This window comes from Streptomyces sp. SGAir0957 (assembly GCF_043523415.1).
The window spans coordinates 2,997,088-3,023,073 of record NZ_CP027293.1 but is presented as its reverse complement, the minus strand read 5'-3'; the positions used below and the strand labels follow the sequence as shown (position 1 = coordinate 3,023,073).

Sequence of the window (25,986 nt, the reverse complement as noted above, 5' to 3'; positions counted from 1 at the left end):
AGTCGGGAGCTGAAGGTCGTGGCTACCGTTTCCGGGCCACGTCGGCCGCGTCCCGTCTGAACGCCCATTCCATCTTCGGCTCCATGACGAACCGGAAGAGGCGCTGCACAGGCGGCGTGCACAAGAGGGTGATGACGCAGGCGGCGATGATCGTCACCGCCACCTCGCCCACCGGCGTATGCACCCACCGCACGTCGTACCAGTCCCAGAACCGGGACCCCTTGGCGAGGAACCCGTGCAGCAGATACCCGTACAACGTGCCGGCGCCGAGCGCGGTGACCCACAGCCTGCGCCCGGGCACCCACGCGAGGAAGCAGGCGACGAGCAGCATCGAGCACCCGAACATGGCGAGCGTCATGACGACCCCGGCCCACCCGGGAGCGCCCAACTCCTGCGCGCTGTCCCGCCGGTAGAACCAGGCGGCGTTCATACGGGGAGCGGCCCAGTAGGCGAAGAGCACCGCGGAAGCGAGGACGGGCACGGCGAGAATCCGGGCCTCACGCCGCCGGACGATCCGGAAGTGCTCGGGCTTGAGCCGCAGCCCGAGAACGAAGAACGGCAGGAACTGCAGTACGCGCTGAAGGTCGAGGTCGTCCCCGATGTCGGGGGAGACGGAGGCGAGCGCGGCGATGCCGAGGGCGACGGGCAGCGGCCAGCGCACCACTTTCCAGATCGGCGTGGAAAGCCGCCACACGAACAACGCGATGAGGAACCACGTCAGATACCAGGGATCGAGCAGACTGAACGGATAGTCGGGATCGTCCCCGGCGGTCCGCTTGAAGACCGTGTAAGCGCACTCGAAAACCACGTACGGCACGGCGACGCCGGTGATGAGCCGCTTGAGCCGCCCCGGACTGGCGTCGAAACTCCGGGAGAAATACCCGGAGATGACGATGAACGCGGGCATGTGGAACGCGTACACGACCATGTACAGCGCGGACGCGGCCCGACTGCCGTCACGCAACGGCTCCCACGCGTGCCCCATGGCGACGAGCACGATGGCCAGGTACTTCGCGTTGTCGAAGTAGGAGTCACGCGAGGCGCGCGGCTTGGAGCCGGCGGCGGCGGGGGCCGGTGCGCGCGAGGGAGCCGGGGGGCCGTCGGCCCGCTGCTGCGGCGGCAGAGGCGCGCGCGTGGCCCTCAACTGAACCTGTTCGCTCACGTTCCCTCCCGCGTGGAACCCCGACTCCAGATTTCGCATCTTCCAAGGTTTACGGGGTTCATGTGGCTGCGAGACATTCAACGCACCGTAGTCACCTACCGAGGCAGCCGTAAACCTGAGCCGGTCACGGGTGGTGCCTGTCACACGGGGCCGGGCCCACGAACCCGGACATCGCACCAGAAGCAGTACGCGCCCGGTGCACCCGAGCGACGCCCCCTACGATGACGGTGAAGAGGAGGGCGAGGCGCGCCGTGACAGAAGCCGTGACAAAGGGGGCCGAAAGCGGACGCAGGCGTGCCCAGGGCGAACTGGAGAGCCAAGTACTGGCCGCCCTGTGCGAGGCCCCGCACCCTGTGACGGCAGGCTGGGTACGCGAACACCTCGACGGAACCCTCGCCTACACCACAGTGATCACGATCCTCACCCGCCTCCAGGCCAAGGGCGCCGTCACCCGCGAACGCAAGGGCCGCTCCTTCACCTGGACAGCCGCCTCCGACGAGGCCGGCCTGGCCGCCCACCGCATGCGCAGGGTCCTGGACGCGGAGACGAACAGGGCAGCGGTACTGGCGAGCTTCGTCTCCAGCCTGTCCGAGGGCGACGAACAACTCCTGCGCGACCTGCTGTCACCGGAAGACACCCCGGGCCACTCCGGGCCTCACTGATCCCATGGGCGTAGCGGTCTTCCTCCCCCTGATCCTCCCGCTGACGGCATGGCCGATGTCCCGCCTGGCGGAACGCCACCTGCACCCACGCGCGGCGACCCTGCTCCTGACAGCGGCAGCTCTCGTCCTGGCCCTCTGCAGCACGCTCTCCCTGGCCCTCCTGGCGATAGTCGGCACAGCCCAACTCCCGGGCAACCCCCTCCCGGACGGCTGGGCGGACCCGGAGGTACGCGCGGCGGTCCCGCACGACGAGGTGGTGGGCAAGGCGGCTGTGGCAGCGCTGACAGCAGTACTCCTGGCCTGCGCGGCGCTGCTCCTCCACCACAGGAGAACAGCGAACCGGGCGCTGCGGGCCCTGTCCGCCCTCCCGCCCCACCGCCGCATCGCGGTCCTCCCCGACGCGACCCCCTACGCCCACACACTCCCGGACGGCAGGATCATCGTCTCGACGGGAATGCTGGCGGGCCTGGAACCCGCGGAACGCAGAGCCCTGTTCGCCCACGAACGGGCCCACCAGTCGGCCCGCCACCACCGCCACCTCCTCCTGACAGGCCTGGCCGCCCGCGCGAACCCGTTCCTCCGCCCCCTGCACACGAGCGTGACGTACACGGTGGAACGCTGGGCGGACGAGGAGGCGGCGCGAGTGGTGGGCAATCGCAGGGTCACGGCGCGAGCGGTAGGAAAGGCGGCCCTCCTCACCCCACCCACTCCCATGGGCACCCCCTTCGCGGCTTCTCCGGGCCCGATCCCGCGCAGAGTGGCAGCGCTCCTCTCCCCACCCCCGGCCCCACGCCCCTGGCCACCGCTCTTCACAGCAATCGGCGCGGCAGCCTGGGCGGCCCTGGCCGGCACCCTCACCTCCGCAACAGCCTCAGCCACCTCAACGGTCACCCTGATCGCAATCCTGCGCACGGCAACACCGCTGTAGAACCCCCGGCGACCCCCACACCTGCCCGCGCAACAAAAAGACCCCGCCCGCAGCGTCTCCGCTGCTGACGAGGTCTCCAGACACCTCAAAAAGGGTGCCCCCGGCAGGATTCGAACCTGCGCACACGGCTCCGGAGGCCGTGGGTTGTCCCGTCAAATGGCCTGGTCAGCCGTGTAACGCCTGCCGCATCCAACTGATCGTGTCCACGCCTGGTCCACAGTATGTGCCTTGCACCGACAGGGCTTGAGGTGAGCGGCCAAGGCTAGGACCGATTCGTTGACGCGTCCACGTTGCCTGTCGCAGCGGCGACAGCAAAGTCACGTAACGGACAATTAGCAGAAATGGCAAGGGAGGCCTCAACCGCCTCATTGGACTGTCATGATAGCGATCATGAGCGTTCAAGACGATCAGCGTGAGAAGCAGATGGTCGATCGATTCAACCTCGTCGTCCCGGAAGACCGGAAGAGGTCAGACATCGATGCCTATCTGTTGATCGATGGCCAGGAGATACCTTTCGAGCTGAAATCTGCTACAAGCAAAGGTGTGTCAACCGTTCGGGATCTGGGGCCAAATCATTTCGCCAAATGGAAGAACATCCATTGGATCTTCGGCGTTTACAACTCAAGTGGTACGCAGCTCTTGCATAGTTACTACGCCTCCCCTGACGCTATGGTTCCCTGGATCTCAAGCAAGGAAAAATATGTTCTCCCTGACGTTGAGCTGGCTGAGCATGCAATAAGGGGCGTCCGTGTAGACTCTGTCACTAATCTTCTGGGCGAGAAAGAGTTCTACACCAAAGAGGATGCTAAGTGGATTATGAAGAACCAATGGAAAGCTGCGCAATACGCTGAAGCTGCGGATCTATCAGTCGGTAAAGACGTCCGCTATTCGCTGGAGCGTATGGTCGAGCTAATGCGGGAACGCTGTCGCTATGTGATGTCACGTGGCGCCACTTTGAATAACCCGCATATCCCGCCATCGTATATTGCGAACCTGCCGAAGATTACTGATGAGCCTGCGGCCAGGCTTCGGCAGCTCGTCCGTTCCTACTTGGACAGCACATCGAGTACGGATGAGCCCACCGCGTAGGCGAGAGGTGGTGGTACCGCATTACCGATCTGCCCCAAGGCCATGTATGTAGCGCCTACGAAAGGCCAATCTTCGGGAAACCCTTGGATCAAGGCGACATCCGGAACGGAAAGACGGAAGTGGCCGTTCTTGGCGACAAATGCGCGTGCGGATGCACGGTCAGCGGCCACTCCGTTGGGCCAAATTTGGAGGCTCTCAAACTTCCGCTGAGCCGCCACGCTATTCAGAATGGATGTCGTATGGCGAGGACCCGTCAAACTGCTTCGGATGGTGGGTGACAAGTCGTCCACGCCGATGTCAGGTAGCCCCAGGGCCTTTCGGAGACCCATGCAAGGAGAGCCCGCAGTGATTGATGCGTCTCCCCAATAATGCGTCGGTTCCGGAGCAGTCCAGGCAGTAGCCATACGTTTTGTTCGGAAGCCAACGAAGAAAACTCGTCGGCGCACCTGCGGAACGCCGAAGTCGCTAGCTTGCAGGATCACTTTTTGAATATGGTAACTACCGGACAGAGGCGCCAGGATGCTCGTTTCCACATACTCAGAAAACTTAGGGCTGGCGAGCGCTGGGACGTTCTCACCGATGAAAGCAGTAGGGCGAATCTCCTTCACTGCCCTGACGAACTGTGGCCACATGTCGCGTTCGTCTAGGTGCCCCTGCTGGCGACCGGCGTTAGAAAACGGTTGGCAAGGCGGTCCTCCATGCAAAAGGTCAACCTCGCCTCGCCATTTTTTGAAGCTGACGTTTCTTACGTCACCCTCGGTTTCTCCGCTGAATACAGCCCAGTCGCTTCGTGCCTTACGGAGCGTGTCGCCGGCTTCTGGGATAATTTCGAACGATGCGGTATGAGTGAACCCTGCTCGTTCGATCCCGAGGTCTAGTCCTCCGCCACCACTGAAGAGAGAAAGAGCGGTAAGCCCCCTTCCATCCCGTTGCGGCATGAGATCCAGTGGGCGGAAGTGCGGCGTATTGATCTCGTGGAGCGGAGCGGGTCCCTCCCCGGCGAGTGCTGAACGCCGAGCCTCGCGTGATTCCCGTGACATCTGACGGAACTTCTCCCGCTGGGCCTCAGTCAAGTTGCGAGGCTGATGGAAGGGGGAGGAGCTACGGATCTTGCTGGGTACAAATGGTCCCTCGGCCTCCCCTGACTGGGTGGAGGTGTCAAAGAGGCTGTGTTGCTCAGTGGGACGTTCGGGCATGCCGAGCATCCTACGAGACTTGTGGACCTTTGTCAGCTGTGTGGCTCCATCGACCGCTGACCTGCAGCGTTCCCGTTGCTGTTCGTGTTCGGGGGAAGGCGCAGTGTGCGTGAGCGGGCCTCGGTGCTCGATACGCCCCGGTTGAGAGCAGTCTCCAGGATCGTCGACTGGCTCTGCCCTAGACGCCTCCACCCTGTCCAGGCGTCCGGTCGTCGCCCTCAGCGATTCTCTGCGAAATCGCGCGGTTCACGATCGCTGAAACGGTGGGTGTCATGCCCTTCAAGCTGAATCGTCCCATGAAGGACACAATACCCATCTCTAGGGCTAGTTTCCCTAGCACCTCGTCGGCGAAACTAGAGGAAACTACGTTCACTCCTGAAAAATCAAGCGTGAGTCTCTGGGCGCCTAGAGTCAACAAATTCACGAGTTTGTTGCGAATCTGTTCCGCCGAGCGCCGGGTGCCTAGTCCTTCTTCGAAGTCCGCTACACGAAGGCAATGCTCCCCCGCTTCGTCTTCTATGCGTTCTAGGAGTAGATTTGGCTCCGGAAAATTAAGGGCTTCGGCAAGGCTTACTCGTTTGCTAAGATCGAGTTGCCAGTCGACCGTTGTTCCATGATGGTCATTCAGGTCGACCAGAGGTACCGACATGGAGTAGTCCCCCTTAATCTCTCCGTCTCGATACTCTAGCCACCCTCTGCCTGATCGAATCTGCAGCTCACCCTTGTTTAGTCCCACGACGCGCATGAGCCCGTACAGGCCGTTGCCCATATTTTTCGTTTTACTGGTTACTTTTTCTTGTACGGCAAGCATGATTGCTTCGTAAGCGTTTTTTGCTGCGTAGACGTTGTTCTCCTTGAATGATCTGTGAATCCCAATTCCGCAGTCTGCTACAGCTACGGTGCACCACCGACGCTTCGAGTGGATCTGCATCATCGCGTAACCATACGGGGATTTGCTGTGCTGGAATACGTTATCCAGCACTTCGAACAGGCACCAGTTAAGGGATTCGATGACGCCGGTTTCACAGCGGGCGTTTTCTTCGAGCATGTCAATAAAGGCGTTGCACAAACCGGTCGATTGCTCTTCGTTATACTTCCAGACTATGTTTCCTACTCGATGATTTGCGATGTTTTCGGGCGTGGCGGGCAATGGGTGCAGGAATTTAGTACTTGCGACGTCTGGGCTGATTTGCTGAGTTGTTACTCGAAGGCCGTCTGCCCGGAAGTATTCCAGTGCGGCTGCCATTGGGACCGCGCCGTTAGGGTAAATTCGCCGCGTATTTCCCAAGTTGAGCGTTAGTCCCCCCATTCGCGCAGCGCGTCGGCTTGCTGATATGAGGGCGTTAGAGTCTGCTGGCCCGGACATGGATCGGACTGTGTAGGAGAGGCTCGGTGACATATGCCAAGGGTATTCCAGGATGTTGCTGGTTGGGAGGGTTTCGGCATGATGACAGCGCGAGGTCGGTGGAGCGGCTTTGGGCGGGAGCTGCCATGGGGCGAGTGATCATGGCCCCGTAAGCTGATGGCGAGTCGGGCAGTCTGTGGAGCTGCCCGGTAAAGCACGACGTTGGGGCCATGATCTTCGAGGCTCGCCCCATGGTGGCTGCCTAAAGCCGTGGAGCCGACCGGCCCCGGCCACGACGGGTTTCCCCCGTCCTCAAGGCTGCTGCCCGCGTCCGGGCTCGGCCGGTGAAGTGGTCAGCGGGCCTTTGGGTGCCTTGTGGACCTGGCTGCGTTGGCCCGTCGATCACCTCCGCCATGATCCGGCCTGATCGGTAACACAAAGCGTCTTTTCCCTCTGGTTGGCAACCCACCTGTAGTCCCCACGACCCCGGTAGCTGGGTTTGGTCTCTTGGGGGGACAGACAGACGACGGCCCGCCCCTTGACGCAGGCAAGGGGGGTGGGGCGGCGGCTGGCTGGCACCCCCGTAGTTATGAGGCCCTCGTTCCGTGAGGATCGATCCCCCTTGGGACAGTTGGGTCCTGGAGGCTTTTTGGGTTGTGGCTCTGCTCCTGCACCTTGAGGTCCCACAGTGCTTGGATCTTCCCCCCCTTCAAGGCCGGATCATGGTGGAGGGGAGCGAGGGGACGAAGCGGCCCAGGGCCGCAAGGGATGCCCTCTGGCGGCTGGGTAGGCAATGACCACCTACACGCGGTCGGCCCGGACCGCGAGCGCAGCGAGCCTTGATGATGTAGGGAAACTCTGTCCGCGCCATGATCCGGATGGAGCGACGCCGGGCTGTCGGCAGACCCGTTGGCTCGGCTACGGTTTGAATCATGCCTACCGCACTGGACACGCCACACGGCGCTGCCGAACTGGCTGAGTCCCTGTTGCCCCCGCTCGGGAACCGCTGGCTGCACACTCAGGCTGTGGCAGCAAGAGCCCGTGAGGCATCGGCTGCGGTTCCTGAGGCTGACCGTGATCTCCTCATCGCCGCTGCCTGGCTCCATGACATCGGATACGCGCCGGAACTGCGAGACACGGGGTTCCATCCGCTCGATGGCGCCCGGCATCTGACGTCTCTCGGCGCTCCCCGCCGGCTCGTGCGGTTGGTCGCTCACCATTCCGGTGCCGTGTACGAGGCAGAACAGCGGGGCTTGTCCGCCGAGTTGGCGGTGTACGAGCGCGAGGACTCCCCGCTTCTCGACGCGCTGATCTACGCCGACATGACGACCGGGCCTGCGGGACAGTCCTTCGACTTCGACCGGCGTATTGACGAGATTCTGGTCCGATACGAGGTGGGCAGCGAAGTTCATACCGCGATCAGTAAGGCACGTCCCTACCTCGCGGCTGCTGTCGAGCGCACGAGCGTCCGCCTTGGCGAGTGATCAACCGATGTAGGGCTCCGACCGCTTGGCCAAACCGTGTTCGATCCGCATTCGCATCGACGGGTGGATGCGCAACTCGCTCAACCGTTCCGGAGCGACGAATGCTACTTCCTTGCTCTCGCTGCTCGTTCGCGGTGCGCCGCCGACGATGCGTGCTGAGAAGCAGATCGAGAACTGTTGGCGTACCTCGCCGTCGTCGTACGCCATGACGTGTCCTGGGTTGGTGTAGAGCCCGACCAGTCCCGTCACTTCGACGTCGAAGCCGGTTTCTTCTTTGGTCTCCCGCACAGCGGCGTCGGCCACTGACTCGCCGATCTCAACCCCGCCACCAGGAAGTGCCCACAGATCGTTATCCGTCTTATGGATCAGTAGGACTTCCCCGCCCTCGTTGACGGCAACGGCGACCACCGAGGGGACGATGCTGTTTGCCTTCGGAGCGTCCGGATCATTCACATAGTCGATACGGGCCATGCCCCCAGGGTCGCACGCCTGGTCGAGCCTTGGTCCTACGTGGGTCGTCCCCGCTCCCACGCGTAGTCGAAGCTTCGCATGTAATGCCGGAACGTTCGGGCCCCTGGTAGGTACCGGAAGTGCAGAACTGGGTTCTGGCCGGCGGGCGCTCCAAGAACGTGCGGATTCACCAACACATCGTCATCGAAACGGTAGATCGAGTTGTACAGGATCGTGTCGTGCAGCCTGACTTCGACGCCGGGCACGTTGATGGCTGGTTCGAGGTACTGCCGGGTGATGCGGGCCCTCGCCGCCAAACCGTCCCCGATTCCCTCCTCTTCGCCTCGCTGCTTGATCATGGGCGCATCCGGGTCGCCTAGGAGGATGCGGACCTCCGTCCCCGCTGCGGCCTTCTCGGCGAGCTGGTTGGGTAGATCCGGGTGCCCATCGAAGAGGAAGAGTCCTGCGTACACGAGGATCTCGACATGGCTCGTCGCGTTCTCGATGAGGAAGTCCCACAGGTTCGCCGGGACTGCTCCCCGGTGTGGGTAGTACGTGATCAGTTCTGAGCTGCTAGCAGTGTCGGCCTGCTTCTCAACGGCGGGCCACAGGTACACCTCATCCGACCCGAGGAACTGAGCCGCCTTCCAGCGGTGCGTCCGGTGCGGGACGCGGTCTTTGGAGATCCAACGCTCGACGCTTTTGGGGTCGACGCCGACGTGATCGGCGAGCGTTTGGATGGTCTCACCTTTCGCGGAGATCGTTGAGCGTAACCGGTCGTTCGCCATGGTGCCGCTCCCTTGAACTCGCGGCGCTGCACGCGGTGTTGGGACGGGGGGACGTTTTCCACGGTAGCGAAGACGTCCCCAAAGGTCCATAAGGCGTCTGCACCGTCCACCCCTCTTGGGAGTCTCCTGATCTCATCGCCAGACGGCGACAAGTCGGCGCTATGAGAGGAACAACGCTATGCGTCAGATTCCCGTGGATACGCGCGAGATGACGGTCATGTTGATTCAGGCCCCGGAGCCGAAGGTCAAGAACAAGGAGACCGGGGAGATCGCGACCGACCGCACGTCGGGCCAGACCCTGTTCAACGTGAACGTGGCGGTCATCGTGGACGGCCGGCCGGACGCGCTGAGCATCGTGGTTGCCCAGGACGGTATGCAGCCGGACTTGGTGCCGGGTATGCCGGTGGAGTTCGTCGGGCTGGTGGCCCGCCCGTGGGAGAACGACTTCGGGCACGGCATCAGTTACCGCGCGATCGCGGTCACCTCCAAGACCCTGACCCCGGCGGGCTCCAACGGCAAGGGCTGATCGGCCATGACCGAAACCCTCTTAGTCGTCGTCGCGCTGGTGCTGCTTGCGCTCATCCTGCGGGCCAAGGCTCCGACCGCGTACTGGCTGCTGATCGGCTTCCCCGCCGCACTGGTGCGGGTGTTCTCCTCCTACCGCGAGACCCTCGAAGCCTGTGAGCTGACGGTGGCCCCGCCGTGGTGGAAGGTCTTCGCCAAGAAGGCATCCGGCTCGGACGAGGTGGCCCGGCCCGCACTGCCGAAGATCCGCCGGATACGCCCCACCGCGACCGGCATGCGGCTCCGGTTGAAGCTCCCGCCCGGCCTGGCCCCGGAGCACGTTGAGAAGTCCGCAGAACGGTTGCGGCACGCCTGGGCCGTGCACTCGCTGCACGTCGCCGAACTGAAACCCGGCGTCGTGGAACTACGGATGACCTCCTTCGACATCCTCGCCCGGGTGCGGATGCCGCGCCGGCTGGCGGCCGGTCTGCTGTCCGCCGTGGTCGCCCTGCGCGAGGACGGACGCCCGTACGTGCGCAACTACCAGGACTCCCCGCACGGGCTGATCCTGGGCGCCACCAAATCGGGCAAGTCGATGTTCCAACGCTGCCTGATCAAAGCGCTCGCTCCGCTGCATGTCGCGCTGGTCGGCATCGACTGCAAGCGCGGTGTGGAACAGGGCCCGTTCGCCCCTCGGCTGACCGCGCTGGCGACTACCCCGGATGAGGCGGACGGTCTGCTCGATGCCCTGGTCGGGGAGATGGAGGACCGCTTCGACTTGCTGTGCCTGCATCAGGGCATCGCCCCGGGCACTCCGCTGGAGGACATCACCTCCGACATCTGGGGCTTGCCCGCCAAGCTCCGCCCGGTACCGATCGTGGTCCTGGTGGATGAGATCGCCGAACTGTTCCTCGTCGCCTCCAAGGTCGACACCGCCCGCCGGGAGCGGATGGTTACGCAACTGGTCCGCCTCGCGCAGCTCTCCCGTGCGGTCGGCATCCATCTGGAGATCGCCGGACAGCGCTTCGGCTCCGAACTCGGCAAGGGCGCCACCGCGTTGCGAGCCCAGTTGACCAACCGGGTCACGCACCGCTGCAACGACAAACAGACCGCCGAAATGGGCCTGGGCGACATCAACGACCTCGCCGTGAAGGCCGCGACCGCGATCGCCTCCGAGCGGGCCGGGATGGCCGTGGCGGGTGACTCCTCGGGCACCTGGGTCCGTATCCGCACCCCGAAGGTCTCCATCGGGGAAGTGGCGCAGGTCTGCCGGGAGTTCGCGCATCTGACCCCGGACCTTCCGGCGCTGGCTGCCTACAAGCCGGTGACCGCGCTCCCCGCGCCGGCCGCGACTCCAGCCCCGTAGCGCCTCCTGCATTCCGGTCGGCGTGACCGCTTCACGCCGGGTCCCTACCCCGCCCATGTCTTCTGCCGGATCTCTGGAAGGGAGGAACGGCCGTGATCTACCGCTTCGAGACCCGTGCCATCGATGACATGCGAACCGACCGGCTGCGGTGGTCGATCACCCGCTACGGCTCCACGAAGGGCCACGACCCCCGCTTCGTTCTGGTCGTCCTGGACGCGTTGGTCTACCTGGCCGCGCCGCCGGCCGGACACTCCTACCCCCGTAGCGGGAGCTGAGTGCCATGGCCCCGAAGAAGCGCGTCGCCCGCCCCGCCAAGGCCGCTGAGCCGTGCGGCACCTGCAAGGGCTCGGGCGAGGTCTCCATCGCGGTCCGCGTCGGCCGTCGGCGCCGGATCACCGACAACGAGCAAACCGGCCTGTGCCTGGCCTGCCTGGGCTCGGGCGAAGCACCCCGCAAGTGACGACCTACCCGTGTGAGAGGAGCCCGTCATGGGCCTGTTCGGAACCCGCCGCGCACCACGGAGCGGCACCTGACCGTCCCGAAGGGCGAGTGCCCGCAGTGCTGGCGCCACGCCTACGACCCGACCGCCCACCAGGGCCTTGAGGGCGACTGCCCCAAGTGCGTGGACCACATGATCAACGGCTGCCCCGACCGCCGCTGAACGCGCCGTGACGGGGCGGCTGGCCTCCACACCCCGCCCCGCCCCGGCCCTGCCCGCCTCGAATCTCGAAGGAGGTGAAGACCATGACTCCCAAGATCCGCCCGGACGCCGTCCTCGTACAGGCAATGATCGCCGGGGCGCTGTCCTTCGCCCACCTACACGACCTCGCCGAAGCGGCCGGACAGAACGGCTGGAAAGCCTGGGCCTACCCCGTCTCCGTCGACCTGCTCCTCGTCGCCGCCTGGCGCCGACTGCGCACCTGTGGGCCGTCCCGGCTGGCCTGGTGCTGGTTCCTGATCGCCCTGACCGCCTCACTCGGCGCGAACGTCGCCACCGCCGGATTCCTCGACCTCGCCCACGCCCCGGCCTGGCTGCGCTTCCTCGTCGCCGGCTGGCCCGCCCTCGCCTTCCTCGGCGGCACCCTCCTCGCCCACACCCCCGGCCCTCGTCCCCGCCCCGCACCGCAGGACGTTCCCGACGAGGCGGCACCCGTACCCGAACCGGTCGGCCCGCCCGTGACCGAGCCCGCTGCCGAACCACTCGCCGCCCCGGAGCCAGCCCCCGCCTTGCCCGTGGCCTCGGCTGCTGCCGTGAGTGTTCCGCCCGCCCTCGTCGAGCGCGCCCGACAGATCGCGGACGCGCACCGCACCGCGACCGGGGACCGCATCGACGCGGCCACCCTGCGCGCCCGCCTCGGGGTGCCCGCACCGATGGCCGACTCCCTCGCCGCCCACCTCGCCTGAAAGGCCCCCGCCGTCATGCACGTGGAACTGCCGCTGGTCCTGGTCATCGCCGTACTCGGCTACTTCGGCATCCGCCTCTACCGGCCCCCGACGTGGGTGATTGTCGTCCTCTTGCTGGGCGGCTTCCTCCTCGCCGACACCTTCCTCGCCCCCGCGATCAAGTCCGGCACCCAGACCGGAACCTCGGTCGTCAACCACACCACCAAATGACCCCACCCGAAAGGAAGCGCCTCATGCTCCGCCCTAAGATCCCGATCAACGACCGGCCCACCGGCGAGATCATCCCGGCCGTCACCACCCTGGGGACCGCCACCGCGCACAACGCGACTCAGGCGTCGTGCGGCTGCCAGCACCCGGTCTCGGTCTCGGCTGCTCCCGCGTCGGTGCGGCCCACGGTCCGGCTCACCCCCGGCTCGCTTCTGCTACTCGTCGGCGGCGGCACCGCTGCCGTGCTTGTGGTCGGCGCCGTGCTGGTCTCCATGCTGCTTGCGGTCGCCGTCACCGCCGTGTCCGTCGCGGTCGTTGCCGTGGTGGTCCGCTCGATCCTCACCACCGACACCCGCCGCTGACCGGCCCCGGAGCGGCCTCTACCACCAAGTATCCGCCGCTCCGGTGCCGCGCCTCCTGCCCGAACTCACTGATCCGGAAGGAAGTTCCATCATGGCCCACCCCGGCCCGGCTCGTGCACGTAACTGCCCGGACTGCGACGGCTTCTCCTCCGTCAAGGTCACCTGCGGTGGACGCGACCGCCACGGCCACCGCCGCCTGATTACCGCCCGCTGCTCGGCCTGCCACGGCACCGGCACTCGCCCTGCCCGCCCGGCCCGTACCCCGCGTGAGGTGCCGGTATGAACGCGCTGACGGTCACCGCGCACCTGAGCACCAACACGGAATTCGTGATCCGCGTCTTCGACGGCTCTGAACACCAGTGGCAAGACCCCTTCATCAGCCTGCGCGTTGGTGACGGAGACATGGACATCGTCTTCTTCGCCGATCACACCGCCGTTGCTGGACTGCGTACCCTCGCACGCGCCGCGAACGAGGCTGCAGACACCCTCGACCAGCTCACCGCCCGGACCCCGGACGGTGCCCGATGACTGTTCTGGATCTCTTCGCGGGCCCCGGCGGCTGGTCCGAGGGACTGCGCCGCCTCGGCGTCCAGGACGTGGGGATCGAGCTGGAAGCCTCCGCCTGCGCCACCCGCGCCGCCGCCGGACACACCACCATCCGCGCTGATGTCGCCGCCTACCCCACCGCCCCCCTCACCGGACGGATAACCGGGCTGATCGCCTCCCCGCCCTGCCAGAGCTTCAGCGCCGCCGGACTGCGCGCCGGACACCATGACGTGGACCTGTGCCACCAGGGGCTGGACGACCTCGCCCGCGGAGACGACACCCGCCCCGCCCTGGCCACCGCCTGCGCCGACCCGCGCTCTCTGCTGGTCCTCGAACCGCTGCGCTACGCCCTCGCCCTGCGCCCCGAGTGGATCGCACTGGAGGAGGTCCCGGCCGTGGCGCCGCTGTTCGCCCACACCGCCCGCATCCTGCGCACCCTGGGCTACTCGGTGTGGACCGGCGTCCTCAACGCCGCCGACTACGGGGTACCGCAGACCCGCCGTCGCGCCCTGCTGCTCGCCTCCCGTACCCGCACCGCCACACCGCCTGAGCCCACCCACGCCAAGGATCCCGGCCCGGACACCCTGTTCGGTCCCGCCCTGGCCCGCTGGGTGTCGATGGCGGACGCGCTCGGCTGGGGCGCCACCGACCGGCCCACCCCGACCGTCACCGCCGGCGGCGGCAAGAGCGGCGGCCCCGAACCCTTCCCCTCCAACGCCCGCAAAGCCCTCCTCGACGCCCAAAGGCGCGGCACCTGGGTCCTGCACACCAACCGCGACCAGCGCCCCGACGGCACCCGGCAGACCCTCGACCCGCACACCCGACCCGCCCCCACCCTGACCGGCCAGACCGGCGCCCAATGGGTCCTCAAGCACAGCACCCGCGCCAAAGCCACCGTCCGCCGGGCCGACGAACCCGCCGCCACCCTCGTCTTCGGCCACGCCGGAAACGACATCTCCTGGCACCCGGCCCCGCACGCGGGCCTCGAACCGGTTCGCATCAGCGTCCAGGAAGCCGCCGCCCTCCAGACCTTCCCGCCCGGCTACCCCTTCCAGGGCACCAAGACCCGCCAGTTCGAACAGATCGGCAACGCCGTCCCGCCCCTGCTCGCCACCGTCGCCCTGCGCCCCCTGCTGCCCGCCGCCCTGGAGGTGACCGCATGACCGCCACCGCCGCTCTCGCCGGAATACCGCTGATCGTTGTCCTGTGCGGCTCCACCCATTTCATGGACGAGTTCACCGAGACCAACCTCCGGCAGACCGCCATGGGCCGGATCGTGCTGTCGGTCGGCTGCAACATGAAGCAGCCGCACCCGCTCTGGGCCGACCCGGCCGACGCCGAACTACTGAAAGCGCGGCTTGACCGGCTGCACCTGGCAAAGATCCGTCTCGCCGATGAGGTCATCGTGGTCGGCACACGCATCGGCACCTCCACCCGCGCGGAGATCGACTACGCCCGCGCCCTGGGCAAGCCCATCACCTACCTGCACCCGGAGCTGGCCCGATGACCGCCCCGGAAGTCCGGGCCCTGACCTTGTGGCAGCCCTGGGCGTCCTGCATCGCCTATGGCACCAAACGCATCGAGAACCGGCCCTGGGAGACCGGCTACCGGGGCTGGCTCCTCCTGCACGCCGGACTCACCTGCGACCGCGCCGCCTACGACCTCCCGCTCGCCCGGCCCTTCCTCACCCGTCCGCAACCGCGCGGCGCCGTCCTCGCAGTCGGCCGACTCGTCGACTGCCACCCCGGCGACGGGTACTGCACCCTGTGGTCCGCCGCCGGCCTGTGGCACTGGAAACTCGCCGACGTCCGCCCCCTGCCCCGGCCGCTCCCGTGCCCCGGCGCCCGTGGCCTGTGGACCCCCGCCCCCCGTCTCCTGGCGGCGGTCCGGGAGGTGCTGGCACGTGCCTGACACCCTCGACCCGATCGTCCTGCGTGACGTGCTGCGGGTGGCCTCCGCCCCGGACTTCGACGCCTGGCGCGCACAGATCCGCCGCACCGGAGGATGCACCGACCCCGTCCACCTGACCGGCTGGTCCGTCACCCGCGACAAGACTACTGGCAAGGTGCTGCACCACACCGCCAGTGCGGAACAACCCGGCGGCCGGCTCCGCATCGCCTGCGGCAACCGCCGTGCCTCCCGCTGCCAACCCTGCGCCTACCTGTACGCCGGGGATGCCTACCAGCTCGTACGTGCCGGCCTGACCGGCGACGACCGCATGGATATTCCCGCCACCGTGCGCGAGCGCCCTCGCGTCTTCCTCACTCTGACCGCCCCCTCCTTCGGCCCGGTCCACAACCGGCCCGACATCGGCCGCTGCCGCTGCGGCACCCGCCACAGCGAGGACGATCCCATCCTCGGCACTGCCCTTGATCCGGATTCGTACGACTACGCGGGCACAGTGTTGTTCAACAACCATGCCGGGGAGCTGTGGCACCGCTTCATCAACCGGCTACGCCGCGAACTCGCCGCCGCCGCCGGACTCACCCAAAAGGCGTTCAAGGAGAGTGCCCGGCTGTCCTTCGGCAAGGTCGCCGAGTTCCAAAAACGCGGTGCCATCCACTTCCACGCCGTGATCCGCCTCGACGGACCGGACGGAACCAACACCACCCCGCCGCGCTGGGCCAGCCTCGACCTGCTCACCAACTGCATCCGCGCCGCCGCCGCGCACCCCTACGTCACTGTAGAGATCGACGCCACCGACGAGACACCGGCTCGGGACCTGCGCTGGGGAAAGCGGTTGGACGTGCGCCCCATCCGGGCCTTCGACAACGGCGACGACATCACCGAACAGGCGGTCGCCTCCTACGTCGCCAAGTACGCCACCAAAGCCGCCGAGGCGACCGGCGCACTCAACCGGCGCATCGGAGAACTCGCCGAACTCGACCGGAGCCACGTGCCCGACCATGCCCGCCGCCTCATCCGCGCCTGCCACGACCTCGACCCGCTCTATCCCGAGCGTCGGCTGTGGGCCTGGGCTCACATGCTCGGCTTCCGCGGACACTTCCTGACCAAGTCCCGGTACTACTCCTCGACCTTCAAGGAACGCCGACAGGTCCGCGCCGACTACCGCGCCGCCCAGCAACACGAAGCGCTCGGCCTGCCCGACCCCGACACCACCCTCGTCCTGGCCGACTGGCAGTACGCCGGCCACGGCCACACCCCCGGCGAATCCGCCCTCGCCGCCTCGATCGCCGAAGACATCCGCATCAACCGGGAAGCCGCCCGCGAAGCCCTGCTCGATACAAGCGCCCTGGAAGGAGTGCCGTAGTGAACGACGAACTGATGACTGTCAAAGAGATCCTGTATGAGCTGAAGAACGTTTCTCGACGCACTTTCTACCGCTGGCGGGAACTCGGTCAGGCGCCCGAAGCCTTCAAGCTGCCCAACGGTGAACTTCGGGTGTGGCGCAGCGACTTTGACGCCTGGCTGCGGAACTTGGAGAAGGCCGCGTGAAGTCCCTTGACGTGAGGATCTGGGGCGTTCGCAAACGAGCTACAAAGCGTCCCGCGTACGACGTGCGTTGGTCCGTGGGCGGCAAAGTCATGTCGGATTCGTTCCGGACGAAGGCACTGGCGGATCACTATCGTGCCAAGCTGCTGCGTGCGGCTCGGGATGGGGAGGAGTTCGACGACGCCACGGGCTTGCCAGTGTCGATGGCGGAGAGCCGGCCCACCGTGACGTGGTATGCCTTCGCCCTGCGGTACCTGGCGATGAAGTGGCCGCACGCTGCCCCCAACACGCGCGATGGGATTAACGAGTCGTTGACCTCAGTGACTCTGGCGATGCTGGACGATCGCCCGGGGCGTCCGTCAGATGTGCTCCTCCGGAGGGCGCTGAGGAACTGGGCATTCGTGCTTCCCGGTCCGGACGATCGGGAGCTGCCGAAAGATGTGGCGAACACGCTGCATTGGATAGCGAAGGCGTCGCGGCCTTTGGGCAATCTCGCTGATCCGGTTCAGGCGCGCGCGGTGTTGGACTCCTTCAAGCTGCGTCTAGATGGCAAAGCCGCTGCTGCGGAGACCGTGCGACGAAAGCGGCGAACCTTCGTGAACGCCCTGCACTATGCCGTCGACCTGGGGGAGTTCAAGGAAAGCCCGTTGTCTGCGGTGCGATGGCAAAAACCCAAGGTATCCAGGGAAGTGGATCCACGGGTGGTGGCCAACCCGCAACAGGCTCGGTCGCTGCTTTATGCCGTGTCGTACGTTGGTGGCTACAAGCGCTCTCGCGGTCGCAGGCTCGTCGGACTCTTCGCCTGCATGTACTTCGCCGGCATGCGTCCCGCTGAGGCGGTCGGGCTCGCGGAACCTGATCTCGTCCTCCCCGAAGCGGGATGGGGCACGGCAACTCTGCACCGGACCCGTCCCAGTGTGGGAAAGCAGTGGACCGATTCTGGCGAGAGCCACGACGACCGGGGACTTAAGAACCGCCCTGCTGAGGACGTGCGACCCGTTCCCATCCCACCTCAGTTGGTGTCCGTGCTTCGTGAGCACCTGAGCACCTTCGGCACGGCTGCGGATGGTCGCCTCTTCTACAGCGAGCGCGGGGGAGTGGTGGCCTCCTCGACGTACTGGCGGGCTTGGCAGGAGGCAAGGGGGCTTGCTCTGCCGCCGGCTGTGGTCGCCTCTCCGCTGGCTCAACGACCGTACGACCTGCGGCACTCAGCCCTGTCGACGTGGCTTAACGCGGGAGTGGATCCAACCGAGGTCGCGGAGCGCGCCGGCAACAGTGTCGAGGTGCTCCTCAGCCGCTACGCGAAGTGCCTCGATGGTCGTCACGAGGTGGCCAACCGTCGCATCGAGGATCTTCTGAGGGAGTACGAGTGACACCGTCGCGCGCTGCGATGCTGGGCCCCTGGACGTGACCGGGGGCCTTCTTCGTGTGCCGGTCCCTCCGTTTTGCCGGGCTCACCTGGGACAATGCTTCAAGATCCTGTCCACGAATAGTCCACGGACGCCGACATAGCGCCGCTCAGGGCGGCATACGGCTGCGCATGGCTGCGAACGTGAAAAGACCCCGCCGTCAGCGTTTCCGCTGGTGACGAGGTCTTTTGGCACCTAATCCAAGGTGCCCCCGGCAGGATTCGAACCTGCGCACACGGCTCCGGAGGCCGTTGCTCTATCCCCTGAGCTACGGGGGCGTGCGCCGCGGTGGGCGGCGACGGGTAGAACACTACCAGCTCGTCCGGGGTCCTCAGGAACAGGTATTTCGGGTGGCCAGGGGGCGGGGCGCGCGTCCAGGTCCCCTGTACGGGGTGGAAGTGGGGAAAACCCGGACGCGGTGGTGGGTGTCGACCTACTCTCAAGTTGTGCCAGGCGCCTCGGGCCGGGTCCTCGTTGTCGATGACAACCAGGTCATCCGGCAATTGATCAGGGTCAACCTCGAGCTGGAGGGCTTCGAGGTCGTGACCGCCGCTGACGGTGCCGAATGCCTCGACGTCGTTCATCAGGTGCAGCCCGATGTCGTCACCCTCGATGTCGTCATGCCGCGTCTCGACGGGCTGCGGACCGCCGCGCGGCTTCGCGGGGACGCCCGGACCAGCTCGCTGCCCATCGTCGTCGTCAGCGCCTGCAATCAGGGCGAGGTCGAGACCGGGCTCGAAGTCGGCGTCGACGCCTTTCTTGCCAAGCCGTTCGAGCCCAATGAACTGGTGCGTGTGGTGGGGGAGTTGCGCAGGCGGGGGAGGGGGAAGGGGCAGCAGAAGGCCTCGGCGCCGGGAGGCCCGGGGACCGTTGCCGACCCGGTCGCTCCTGTCGCCGCCGGACCTGCCGGGCCCGCCGCACCCGTCACCCCCGTCGACCTACCGGCGATCACCGACGAGCCGTCCCATCCCGGCCCGGACGATGACGGGCCCGAGGGGCCGGGTCCTGCCCGTCGAACCCCCACCAGCGAGCGACCCCACCAGCACACCGTCGGCGGCCCCGGCAGCCCCTCGCACACCCCGGAACCGGTCCACCCCGTGCATCCGGCCGCCCCGGGCCCCGACCCCTCAAGGCCCAGTCCCGGCGTCTGAAACCGGCCGCGGCGAACCGTCCGCGTCCGCATGGCGGACCATCCGCCAAATGAACTCGCCTACCCACCCCCCTCCTCGCCTACGCTTGTCCCCGTGACCCCCGCAGAGATCTCCCACACCGTGCTGCACGCCGTGCGCCGCGCGGTGGACGACGGTGAGCTGGGCGCGGGGGCCCTCGACACCCTGGAGCGGGGACCCGGCCGCGGAGGCCGTGTCGTCGTCGAGCGGCCACGGCCCGGCGGGCACGGGGATTACGCCACCAACGTCGCCCTGCAACTCGCCGCCCCGGCCGGCCGGCCCCCGCGTCAGGTCGCCGAGATTCTCAGGCGGCGGCTCGCCGACAGCCCCGGGATCGACGCCGTCGACGTCTCCGGGCCCGGGTTTCTCAACCTCACCCTCAGCCCCGGTGCCCCCGCCGACGCCACCCGCGACCTCCTCCTCCACATCCAGCGCGAAGGACTGACCTACGGCCACGGGCACGCCCTCCGCGGTGACCCCATCGATCTGCGCATCCCCCACGAGCCCCGCGCCGAGATCCTCGCCGACGCCATCAGCCGCATCGGGCGCAGCCAAGGCGCCGAGGTGCGCGTCGCGTACGCCGAAGACCCGCGCGACGTCACCTTCCGGCCCGTCCCCGCCGATCCCCGCGCCCTCGGCCGCGACGCCGGGCGGTGGGCCCTCCTCCACCCCGCCCCGCACGATCACCCGGACCTCACCGGGGACGGCGCCGCACACCTCGCCCAGCGCGAATCGAACCCCCTCTTCCGCGTCCGGTACGCCCACGCCCGTACCCGCGCTCTCACGCGTAACGCCGCCGAGCTGGATTTCGGCGCCGAGCCCAGCAGCGTCCCCCCGCACACCCAGCTCCTCACGCCGCTCGCCGACCACCCCCGCATCCTGCTCAGCGCGGCGCGCCACCGCGCCCCCGACCGGCTCGCCCGGCACCTCGTAGTCCTCGCCGACGCCTTCCTCGCCGACCCGGATGTGCACGACCGCGCCCTGCCCATGGGTGAGGAGAAACCCTCGGCCGCCCACCGCGCCCGGCTCGCGCTCGCCGAAGCCGTCGGGACGGTGCTGGCCGGCGGCCTGTCCCTGCTCGGCATCGACGCACCCGCACATCTGTAGCTCCGGCCTACCAGAAGACGAAGAGAGCGCCCCGCAGTCATGAGCCGTTCCGCACACCCCGCAGGACCCCGTCACGCCGATGTCCTGCCCGAGGGGCACTACACCGCCCCGCCCGCCGACCTCAACGTCCTCGACCCCAAGGTGTGGGCGCAGACCGTCGCCCGTACGCCGGAGGGCGGCGTCCGCGTCGGCGGCATCGAAGTGGCCCGGCTCGCCGAGGAGTTCGGTACCCCGGCCTACTTCCTCGACGAGGACGACTTCCGCGCCCGGTGTGCCGCGTGGCGCGACGCCTTCGGGCCCGACGCCGACGTCTTCTACGCGGGCAAGGCGTTTCTGTCGCGTGCCGTCGTGCGGTGGCTGCACGAGGAAGGGCTCAATCTTGATGTCTGCTCCGGTGGAGAGCTGGCCACAGCCCTCTCCGCCGGCATGCCCCCCGAGCGCATCGCCTTCCACGGCAACAACAAGACCGAGGACGAGATCCGGCGGGCTGTCGAGGCCGGGGTCGGGCGCATCGTTCTCGACTCGTTCCAGGAGATCGTCCGCGTCGCGCACATCGCCGACAGCCTCGGCAAGCGGCAGCGTGTGCAGATCCGGGTGACCGTCGGCGTCGAGGCGCACACGCACGAGTTCATCGCCACCGCGCACGAGGACCAGAAGTTCGGGATCGCGCTCGCCGGGGGGCAGGCCGCCGAGGCCGTGCGGCGCGCCCTCAAGCTGGACGGGCTCGAGCTCATCGGCATCCACTCGCACATCGGGTCGCAGATCTTCGACATGGCCGGGTTCGAGGTCGCCGCCCGGCGTGTGGTCGGGCTGCTCGCCGAAGTGCGGGACGAGCACGGTGTCGAGCTTCCCGAGATCGACCTCGGTGGCGGCCTCGGTATCGCCTACACCAGCGACGACGATCCCCGCGAGCCGCAGGAGATCGCCAAGGCGCTGAGTGAGATCGTCACGCGCGAGTGCGAGGCCGCCTCGCTGCGGACCCCTCGGATCTCCGTCGAGCCCGGCCGCGCCATCGTCGGGCCCACCGCCTTCACGCTGTACACCGTCGGCACCGTCAAGCCGCTCGAAGGGCTGCGGACGTACGTGTCCGTCGACGGCGGCATGTCGGACAACATCAGGACCGCTCTGTACGACGCCGAGTACACCGTGGCGCTGGTCTCCCGGCGCTCCGACGCCGAGCCGATGCTCGTGCGCGTCGTCGGGAAGCACTGTGAGAGCGGTGACATCGTGGTGAAGGACGCGTTCCTTCCGGCGGACGTCGCTCCCGGTGATCTCATCGCCGTGCCGGCCACCGGGGCGTACTGCCGCTCCATGGCCAGCAACTACAACCACGCACTTCGCCCGCCGGTCGTCGCCGTGCGCGACGGCGAGGCCCGGGTGATCGTCCGCCGTGAGACGGAGGAAGATCTCCTGCGTCTCGACGTCGGATGATGAAATAAGCGTCTCGCCATGCGGACCGGGGGCAGAAACCCCGGTCCGGTGGGTGAGACTGGATCCACCGTACGAACAAGCCGTACATGAATGCCGTAGGGAAACGAGGTCGGATGATGCGTACGCGTCCGCTGAAGGTGGCGCTGCTGGGCTGTGGGGTAGTCGGCTCAGAGGTGGCGCGCATCATGACGACGCACGCCGCCGACCTCGCCGCCCGGATCGGCGCCCCGGTCGAGCTCGCGGGGGTCGCCGTGCGGCGGCCCTCCAAGGTGCGTGAGGGAATCGATCCGGCGCTCGTCACCACCGATGCCACCGCTCTGGTCAAACGGGGTGACATCGACGTCGTCGTCGAAGTCATCGGAGGGATCGAGCCCGCGCGCACCCTCATCACCACCGCCTTCGAGCACGGCGCCTCCGTCGTCTCGGCGAACAAGGCGCTTCTCGCCCAGGACGGCGCGGCCCTGCACGCGGCCGCCGTCGAGCACGGGCGCGATCTGTATTACGAAGCCGCGGTCGCCGGAGCCATTCCGTTGATCCGACCGCTGCGCGAGTCACTCGCGGGTGACAAGGTCAACCGCGTCCTCGGCATCGTGAACGGGACGACCAACTTCATCCTCGACGCCATGGACACCACCGGCGCCGGCTACCAGGAGGCCCTCGACGAGGCCACCGCCCTCGGGTACGCGGAGGCCGACCCGACCGCCGACGTCGAGGGGTTCGACGCCGCCGCCAAGGCCGCCATCCTCGCCGGGATCGCCTTCCACACGCGCGTGCGCCTCGACGACGTCTACCGCGAGGGCATGACCGAGGTCACCGCCGCCGACTTCGCTTCCGCGAAGGAGATGGGGTGCACCATCAAGTTGCTCGCCATCTGTGAGCGGGCCGCTGATGGTGGTTCCGTCACCGCTCGCGTGCACCCCGCGATGATTCCGCTCGACCACCCTCTCGCCTCCGTGCGCGGCGCCTACAACGCCGTGTTCGTCGAGTCCGAGGCCGCCGGGCAACTGATGTTCTACGGACCCGGTGCGGGCGGCTCGCCCACCGCGTCCGCCGTACTCGGCGACCTCGTCGCCGTCTGCCGCAACCGCCTCAACGGCGCGACGGGACCCGGCGACTCCGCGTACACGCAACTGCCCGTCTCACCCATGGGCGACTCCGTGACGCGGTACCACATCAGCCTCGACGTGGCCGACAAGCCCGGTGTGCTCGCGCAGGTGGCGACGGTCTTCGCCGAGCACGGAGTCTCCATCGACACCGTGCGGCAGTCGGGGAAGGACGGCGAGGCCTCTCTCGTCGTCGTCACCCATCGCGCGGCGGACGCGGCCCTCACCGGGACCGTGGACGCGCTGCGTCAGCTCGACACCGTGCGCGGTGTCGCCAGCATCATGCGTGTTGAAGGGGAGTAGCAGCGATGACCGGAATGACCCACCAGTGGCGCGGCATCATCGAGGAGTACCGGGACCGGCTCCCGGTGACCGGCACCACGCCGGTCGTGTCGCTGCGCGAGGGCGGCACGCCGCTCGTGCCGGCGCAGGTCCTCTCCGAGCGCACGGGCTGTGAGGTCCACCTGAAGGTGGAGGGCGCCAACCCGACCGGTTCCTTCAAGGACCGCGGCATGACCATGGCCATCACGAAGGCCAAGGAGGAGGGCGCGCAGGCCGTCATCTGCGCCTCCACCGGCAACACCTCGGCGTCCGCCGCGGCCTACGCGGTGCGCGCCGGCATGGTCTGCGCCGTGCTCGTGCCGCAGGGCAAGATCGCGCTCGGCAAGATGGGCCAGGCCCTTGTCTACGGTTCGAAGATCCTGCAGGTCGACGGCAACTTCGACGACTGCCTGAACCTGGCGCGGAGTCTGTCGGAGAACTACCCGGTCGCGCTGGTCAACTCCGTCAACCCGTTCCGTATCGAGGGGCAGAAGACCGCCTCGTTCGAGATCGTGGACGCGCTCGGCGACGCGCCCGACATCCACGTCCTCCCGGTCGGCAACGCGGGCAACATCACCGCCTACTGGAAGGGCTACAAGGAGTACGCCGCCGACTCGGTGTCGACGCGCACCCCGCGCATGTGGGGTTTCCAGGCCTCCGGTTCCGCGCCGATCGTGCGCGGCGAGATCGTGAAGGACCCCTCGACGATCGCTACTGCGATTCGCATCGGGAACCCGGCCTCCTGGAACTTCGCGCTCGCCGCGCGCGACGAGTCCGGCGGCTTCATCGACGAGGTGACGGACCGTGAGATCCTGCGCGCCTACAAGCTGTTGGCGTCCCAGGAGGGTGTCTTCGTCGAGCCGGCGTCCGCCGCGTCCGTCGCCGGTCTGCTGAAGGCCGCCGAGCAGGGCAAGGTCGACCGGGGGCAGAAGATCGTCTGCACCGTCACCGGCAACGGCCTGAAGGACCCCGACTGGGCCGTCTCCGGCGCCCCGCAGCCGGTCACCGTGCCGGTCGACGCGGCCGCGGCGGCGTCGCGGCTCGGCCTCGCCTGAGCCGGACGGCGCGCCGCGTACCACCGCTGACACGCCGTCAACTGCGCGTTCTCGCGCAGCGTTCGTACAGGGGGTGCACGGGGGGCTCACGACACGCATCGTGCGCCTCCTGTGCGCCCTATGTCGCCACAGAACCTTCCTTCGATAGGCTGTACCGAACCCGCCCGCCGCATATGCCGCGGTGCCGCCGCCGTTCCGTCGTTCCCCGACGAAGTTCCGCCGCGGTTCCGTCGTCAGTGGCCCGGGTGTCGCCGTACGCAGCACAAGACATCGGAAGTCTCGGAAGTTCTCGAAACATCCCGCAGCTCAAGGAGAGTCATCGAGCGATGGCCGGTCCCGCGTTCCGCGCCGCCGCCGTCAGGGTGCGCGTCCCCGCAACCAGCGCCAACCTCGGCCCCGGCTTCGACAGCCTCGGCCTGTCGCTGGGGCTCTACGACGACGTCGTCGTCAGGGTCGCCGACTCCGGGCTGAACATCGACATCGCGGGCGAGGGCTCCGAGACCCTGCCGCGCGACGAGTCGCACCTTCTCGTACGGTCCCTGCGCACCGCCTTCGACCTGCTCGGCGGGCAGCCGCGGGGCCTGGAGATCGTCTGCGCCAACCGCATCCCGCACGGCCGCGGCCTCGGCTCCTCCTCCGCCGCCATCGTCGCCGCGGTCGTCGCCGCGCGCGCCGTGACGATAGGCGGCGACGCCCGGCTTGACGACGCCGCGCTGCTCGAACTCGCCACCGAGATCGAGGGTCACCCCGACAATGTGGCGCCCTGCCTGCTCGGCGGCTTCACCATCGCCTGGACGGAGTCCGGCGCGGGCCGCGCGATCCGCCTGGACGCCGCGCCCACGGTCGTGCCGGTCGTCTTCGTCCCCGGCAAGCCCGTCCTCACCGAGATGGCGCGCGGCCTGCTCCCGCGCACCGTCCCCCATGTGGACGCGGCGGCCAACGCGGGCCGGGCGGCCCTCCTCGTCGAGGCGCTCACCCGCCGCCCCGAGCTGCTGCTGCCCGCCACCGAGGACCGGCTGCACCAGGAATACCGGGCTCCGGCCATGCCCGAGAGCGCCGCGCTCGTCGAGCGGCTGCGGGCCGACGGAGTTCCCGCGATGATTTCCGGGGCGGGACCGACGGTCATCGCCCTGGTGGAGGACGGTGCGGCCGACAAGGTCGCCCGGCTCGCCGGAGAGGGATGGGCGGCCAACCGCCTGGCCCTCGACGCCGGCGGGGCGAGCGTATTGCCGCTCGGTTCCTCGCCCGACTGATCAATACGTACGGTTGCCGGATTTCGAGAGGGGGAATGTTTGTTGGATCCGGTAGTGTTAACCTCAAGTCTGCACCCGACCTCACCATGGCGCGGTGCTGTGTGTCCCCGTCCGGGACAGCCATTCTTCCGGGAGCCTCCCCAGCAATTCCGCACAGTGTCCTTCTATGCCGGGACGCGGTGCTGAACGACG

General features: G+C 67.5%; 29 protein-coding genes, 2 tRNA genes and 1 pseudogene. 25 read left to right on the top strand and 7 right to left on the bottom strand.

Annotated features, from left to right (window positions below; genetic code table 11):
* Positions 1–22: 22 nt before the first annotated feature.
* The gene (locus tag C1N81_RS18425) at positions 23–1,162 is read right to left on the bottom strand and encodes an acyltransferase family protein (protein ID WP_394430458.1); all 1,140 of its coding nucleotides are present in this window, start codon (positions 1,160–1,162) and stop codon (positions 23–25) included.
* A 221-nt stretch (positions 1,163–1,383) separates the two neighbouring features.
* On the opposite strand from C1N81_RS18425, the gene C1N81_RS18420 reads away from it, so the two are divergent.
* Positions 1,384–1,824, top strand: coding sequence for a BlaI/MecI/CopY family transcriptional regulator (locus C1N81_RS18420; protein ID WP_394430456.1), 441 nt, complete (start codon positions 1,384–1,386; stop codon positions 1,822–1,824).
* A 4-nt stretch (positions 1,825–1,828) separates the two neighbouring features.
* Positions 1,829–2,752 (top strand): M56 family metallopeptidase, encoded by a 924-nt coding sequence (locus tag C1N81_RS18415; protein ID WP_394430455.1) that lies wholly within the window; start codon positions 1,829–1,831, stop codon positions 2,750–2,752.
* Between the two features lie 95 nt (positions 2,753–2,847).
* On the opposite strand, the gene C1N81_RS18410 is transcribed toward C1N81_RS18415, so the two are convergent.
* Positions 2,848–2,913: transfer RNA gene (locus C1N81_RS18410), tRNA-Arg, on the bottom strand.
* Between the two features lie 229 nt (positions 2,914–3,142).
* On the opposite strand from C1N81_RS18410, the gene C1N81_RS18405 reads away from it, so the two are divergent.
* A complete protein-coding gene (locus C1N81_RS18405) occupies positions 3,143–3,841 on the top strand; it encodes a PDDEXK family nuclease (RefSeq protein WP_394430453.1) in 699 nt (232 codons plus the stop codon).
* On the opposite strand, the gene C1N81_RS18400 is transcribed toward C1N81_RS18405, so the two are convergent.
* Positions 3,799–5,037 (bottom strand): DNA cytosine methyltransferase, encoded by a 1,239-nt coding sequence (locus C1N81_RS18400; RefSeq protein ID WP_394430451.1) that lies wholly within the window; start codon positions 5,035–5,037, stop codon positions 3,799–3,801. The two genes, C1N81_RS18405 and C1N81_RS18400, sit on opposite strands and share 43 nt — an antisense overlap.
* A 178-nt stretch (positions 5,038–5,215) precedes the next feature.
* Entirely contained in the window at positions 5,216–6,283 is a 1,068-nt protein-coding gene (locus C1N81_RS18395) for an STAS-like domain-containing protein (RefSeq protein ID WP_394430449.1), read from the bottom strand.
* Between the two features lie 1,031 nt (positions 6,284–7,314).
* Between C1N81_RS18395 and C1N81_RS18390 the strand changes: the two genes are divergently transcribed.
* Positions 7,315–7,866, top strand: a complete 552-nt coding sequence (locus C1N81_RS18390; protein ID WP_394430447.1) for an HDIG domain-containing metalloprotein — start codon at positions 7,315–7,317, stop codon at positions 7,864–7,866.
* On the opposite strand, the gene C1N81_RS18385 is transcribed toward C1N81_RS18390, so the two are convergent.
* Together C1N81_RS18385 and C1N81_RS18380 are read right to left on the bottom strand one after the other, a co-directional pair.
* Entirely contained in the window at positions 7,867–8,337 is a 471-nt protein-coding gene (locus C1N81_RS18385) for an NUDIX hydrolase (RefSeq protein ID WP_394430445.1), read from the bottom strand.
* Positions 8,338–8,372: 35 nt separating this feature from the next.
* A complete protein-coding gene (locus tag C1N81_RS18380; RefSeq protein ID WP_394430443.1) occupies positions 8,373–9,104 on the bottom strand; it encodes an XRE family transcriptional regulator in 732 nt (243 codons plus the stop codon).
* Positions 9,105–9,282: 178 nt separating this feature from the next.
* Between C1N81_RS18380 and C1N81_RS18375 the strand changes: the two genes are divergently transcribed.
* From C1N81_RS18375 to C1N81_RS18305, 15 genes are all read left to right on the top strand, one after another.
* Positions 9,283–9,630, top strand: coding sequence for an SCO3933 family regulatory protein (locus tag C1N81_RS18375; RefSeq protein WP_394430441.1), 348 nt, complete (start codon positions 9,283–9,285; stop codon positions 9,628–9,630).
* A 6-nt stretch (positions 9,631–9,636) separates the two neighbouring features.
* Positions 9,637–10,974, top strand: a complete 1,338-nt coding sequence (locus C1N81_RS18370) for an FtsK/SpoIIIE domain-containing protein (protein WP_394430439.1) — start codon at positions 9,637–9,639, stop codon at positions 10,972–10,974.
* Between the two features lie 92 nt (positions 10,975–11,066).
* Positions 11,067–11,249 carry a hypothetical protein gene (locus tag C1N81_RS18365; RefSeq protein WP_394430437.1) on the top strand — a complete coding sequence of 61 codons (183 nt, stop codon included), beginning with the start codon at positions 11,067–11,069 and terminating at the stop codon, positions 11,247–11,249.
* A gap of 5 nt (positions 11,250–11,254) precedes the next feature.
* Positions 11,255–11,434 (top strand): hypothetical protein, encoded by a 180-nt coding sequence (locus tag C1N81_RS18360; RefSeq protein WP_394430435.1) that lies wholly within the window; start codon positions 11,255–11,257, stop codon positions 11,432–11,434.
* A 12-nt stretch (positions 11,435–11,446) separates the two neighbouring features.
* The gene (locus C1N81_RS18355; RefSeq protein WP_394430433.1) at positions 11,447–11,635 is read left to right on the top strand and encodes a pRL2-8; all 189 of its coding nucleotides are present in this window, start codon (positions 11,447–11,449) and stop codon (positions 11,633–11,635) included.
* An 83-nt stretch (positions 11,636–11,718) separates the two neighbouring features.
* A complete protein-coding gene (locus C1N81_RS18350) occupies positions 11,719–12,378 on the top strand; it encodes a DUF2637 domain-containing protein (protein WP_394430431.1) in 660 nt (219 codons plus the stop codon).
* Positions 12,379–12,393: 15 nt separating this feature from the next.
* The gene (locus tag C1N81_RS18345; protein ID WP_394430429.1) at positions 12,394–12,588 is read left to right on the top strand and encodes a hypothetical protein; all 195 of its coding nucleotides are present in this window, start codon (positions 12,394–12,396) and stop codon (positions 12,586–12,588) included.
* A gap of 23 nt (positions 12,589–12,611) precedes the next feature.
* Complete coding sequence (locus C1N81_RS18340; RefSeq protein WP_394430427.1) at positions 12,612–12,947, top strand: SpdD-like protein; 336 nt, start codon at positions 12,612–12,614, stop codon at positions 12,945–12,947.
* Between the two features lie 279 nt (positions 12,948–13,226).
* The gene (locus C1N81_RS18335) at positions 13,227–13,475 is read left to right on the top strand and encodes a hypothetical protein (protein WP_394430425.1); all 249 of its coding nucleotides are present in this window, start codon (positions 13,227–13,229) and stop codon (positions 13,473–13,475) included.
* A complete protein-coding gene (locus C1N81_RS18330) occupies positions 13,472–14,656 on the top strand; it encodes a DNA cytosine methyltransferase (protein ID WP_394430423.1) in 1,185 nt (394 codons plus the stop codon). Before C1N81_RS18335 ends, C1N81_RS18330 begins: the two co-directional genes overlap by 4 nt.
* On the top strand, positions 14,653–15,000 hold the full coding sequence (locus C1N81_RS18325) for a hypothetical protein (RefSeq protein WP_394430421.1): 348 nt from the start codon (positions 14,653–14,655) through the stop codon (positions 14,998–15,000). Before C1N81_RS18330 ends, C1N81_RS18325 begins: the two co-directional genes overlap by 4 nt.
* Positions 14,997–15,404 carry an ASCH domain-containing protein gene (locus C1N81_RS18320; protein ID WP_394430419.1) on the top strand — a complete coding sequence of 136 codons (408 nt, stop codon included), beginning with the start codon at positions 14,997–14,999 and terminating at the stop codon, positions 15,402–15,404. Before C1N81_RS18325 ends, C1N81_RS18320 begins: the two co-directional genes overlap by 4 nt.
* Positions 15,397–16,764, top strand: a complete 1,368-nt coding sequence (gene repSA / locus C1N81_RS18315; RefSeq protein WP_394430417.1) for a replication initiator protein RepSA — start codon at positions 15,397–15,399, stop codon at positions 16,762–16,764. Before C1N81_RS18320 ends, repSA begins: the two co-directional genes overlap by 8 nt.
* A gap of 14 nt (positions 16,765–16,778) precedes the next feature.
* Positions 16,779–16,949 (top strand): helix-turn-helix transcriptional regulator, encoded by a 171-nt coding sequence (locus tag C1N81_RS18310; protein WP_394438039.1) that lies wholly within the window; start codon positions 16,779–16,781, stop codon positions 16,947–16,949.
* The gene (locus C1N81_RS18305) at positions 16,946–18,319 is read left to right on the top strand and encodes a tyrosine-type recombinase/integrase (protein ID WP_394430415.1); all 1,374 of its coding nucleotides are present in this window, start codon (positions 16,946–16,948) and stop codon (positions 18,317–18,319) included. The genes C1N81_RS18310 and C1N81_RS18305 overlap by 4 nt, the downstream gene beginning before the upstream one ends.
* Before the next feature lie 242 nt (positions 18,320–18,561).
* Here the strand turns inward: C1N81_RS18305 and C1N81_RS18300 are convergent.
* Positions 18,562–18,633, bottom strand: a tRNA-Arg gene (locus tag C1N81_RS18300).
* 120 nt (positions 18,634–18,753) lie between these two features.
* Here C1N81_RS18300 and C1N81_RS18295 point away from each other — a divergent pair.
* From C1N81_RS18295 to thrB, 6 genes and pseudogenes are all read left to right on the top strand, one after another.
* Positions 18,754–19,215, top strand: a pseudogene (locus C1N81_RS18295) (PleD family two-component system response regulator); the annotation flags it as partial.
* A gap of 384 nt (positions 19,216–19,599) precedes the next feature.
* Positions 19,600–20,631, top strand: a complete 1,032-nt coding sequence (gene nrtL / locus C1N81_RS18290) for an ArgS-related anticodon-binding protein NrtL (protein ID WP_394430413.1) — start codon at positions 19,600–19,602, stop codon at positions 20,629–20,631.
* Between the two features lie 39 nt (positions 20,632–20,670).
* On the top strand, positions 20,671–22,062 hold the full coding sequence (gene lysA / locus C1N81_RS18285) for a diaminopimelate decarboxylase (RefSeq protein ID WP_394430411.1): 1,392 nt from the start codon (positions 20,671–20,673) through the stop codon (positions 22,060–22,062).
* Between the two features lie 113 nt (positions 22,063–22,175).
* Entirely contained in the window at positions 22,176–23,468 is a 1,293-nt protein-coding gene (locus tag C1N81_RS18280) for a homoserine dehydrogenase (RefSeq protein ID WP_394430409.1), read from the top strand.
* Between the two features lie 14 nt (positions 23,469–23,482).
* Positions 23,483–24,541: a threonine synthase gene (gene thrC / locus C1N81_RS18275; RefSeq protein ID WP_394438037.1), complete on the top strand. Its 1,059-nt coding sequence runs from the start codon at positions 23,483–23,485 to the stop codon at positions 24,539–24,541.
* A gap of 326 nt (positions 24,542–24,867) precedes the next feature.
* On the top strand, positions 24,868–25,794 hold the full coding sequence (gene thrB / locus C1N81_RS18270; protein ID WP_394430407.1) for a homoserine kinase: 927 nt from the start codon (positions 24,868–24,870) through the stop codon (positions 25,792–25,794).
* Positions 25,795–25,986 lie beyond the last annotated feature (192 nt).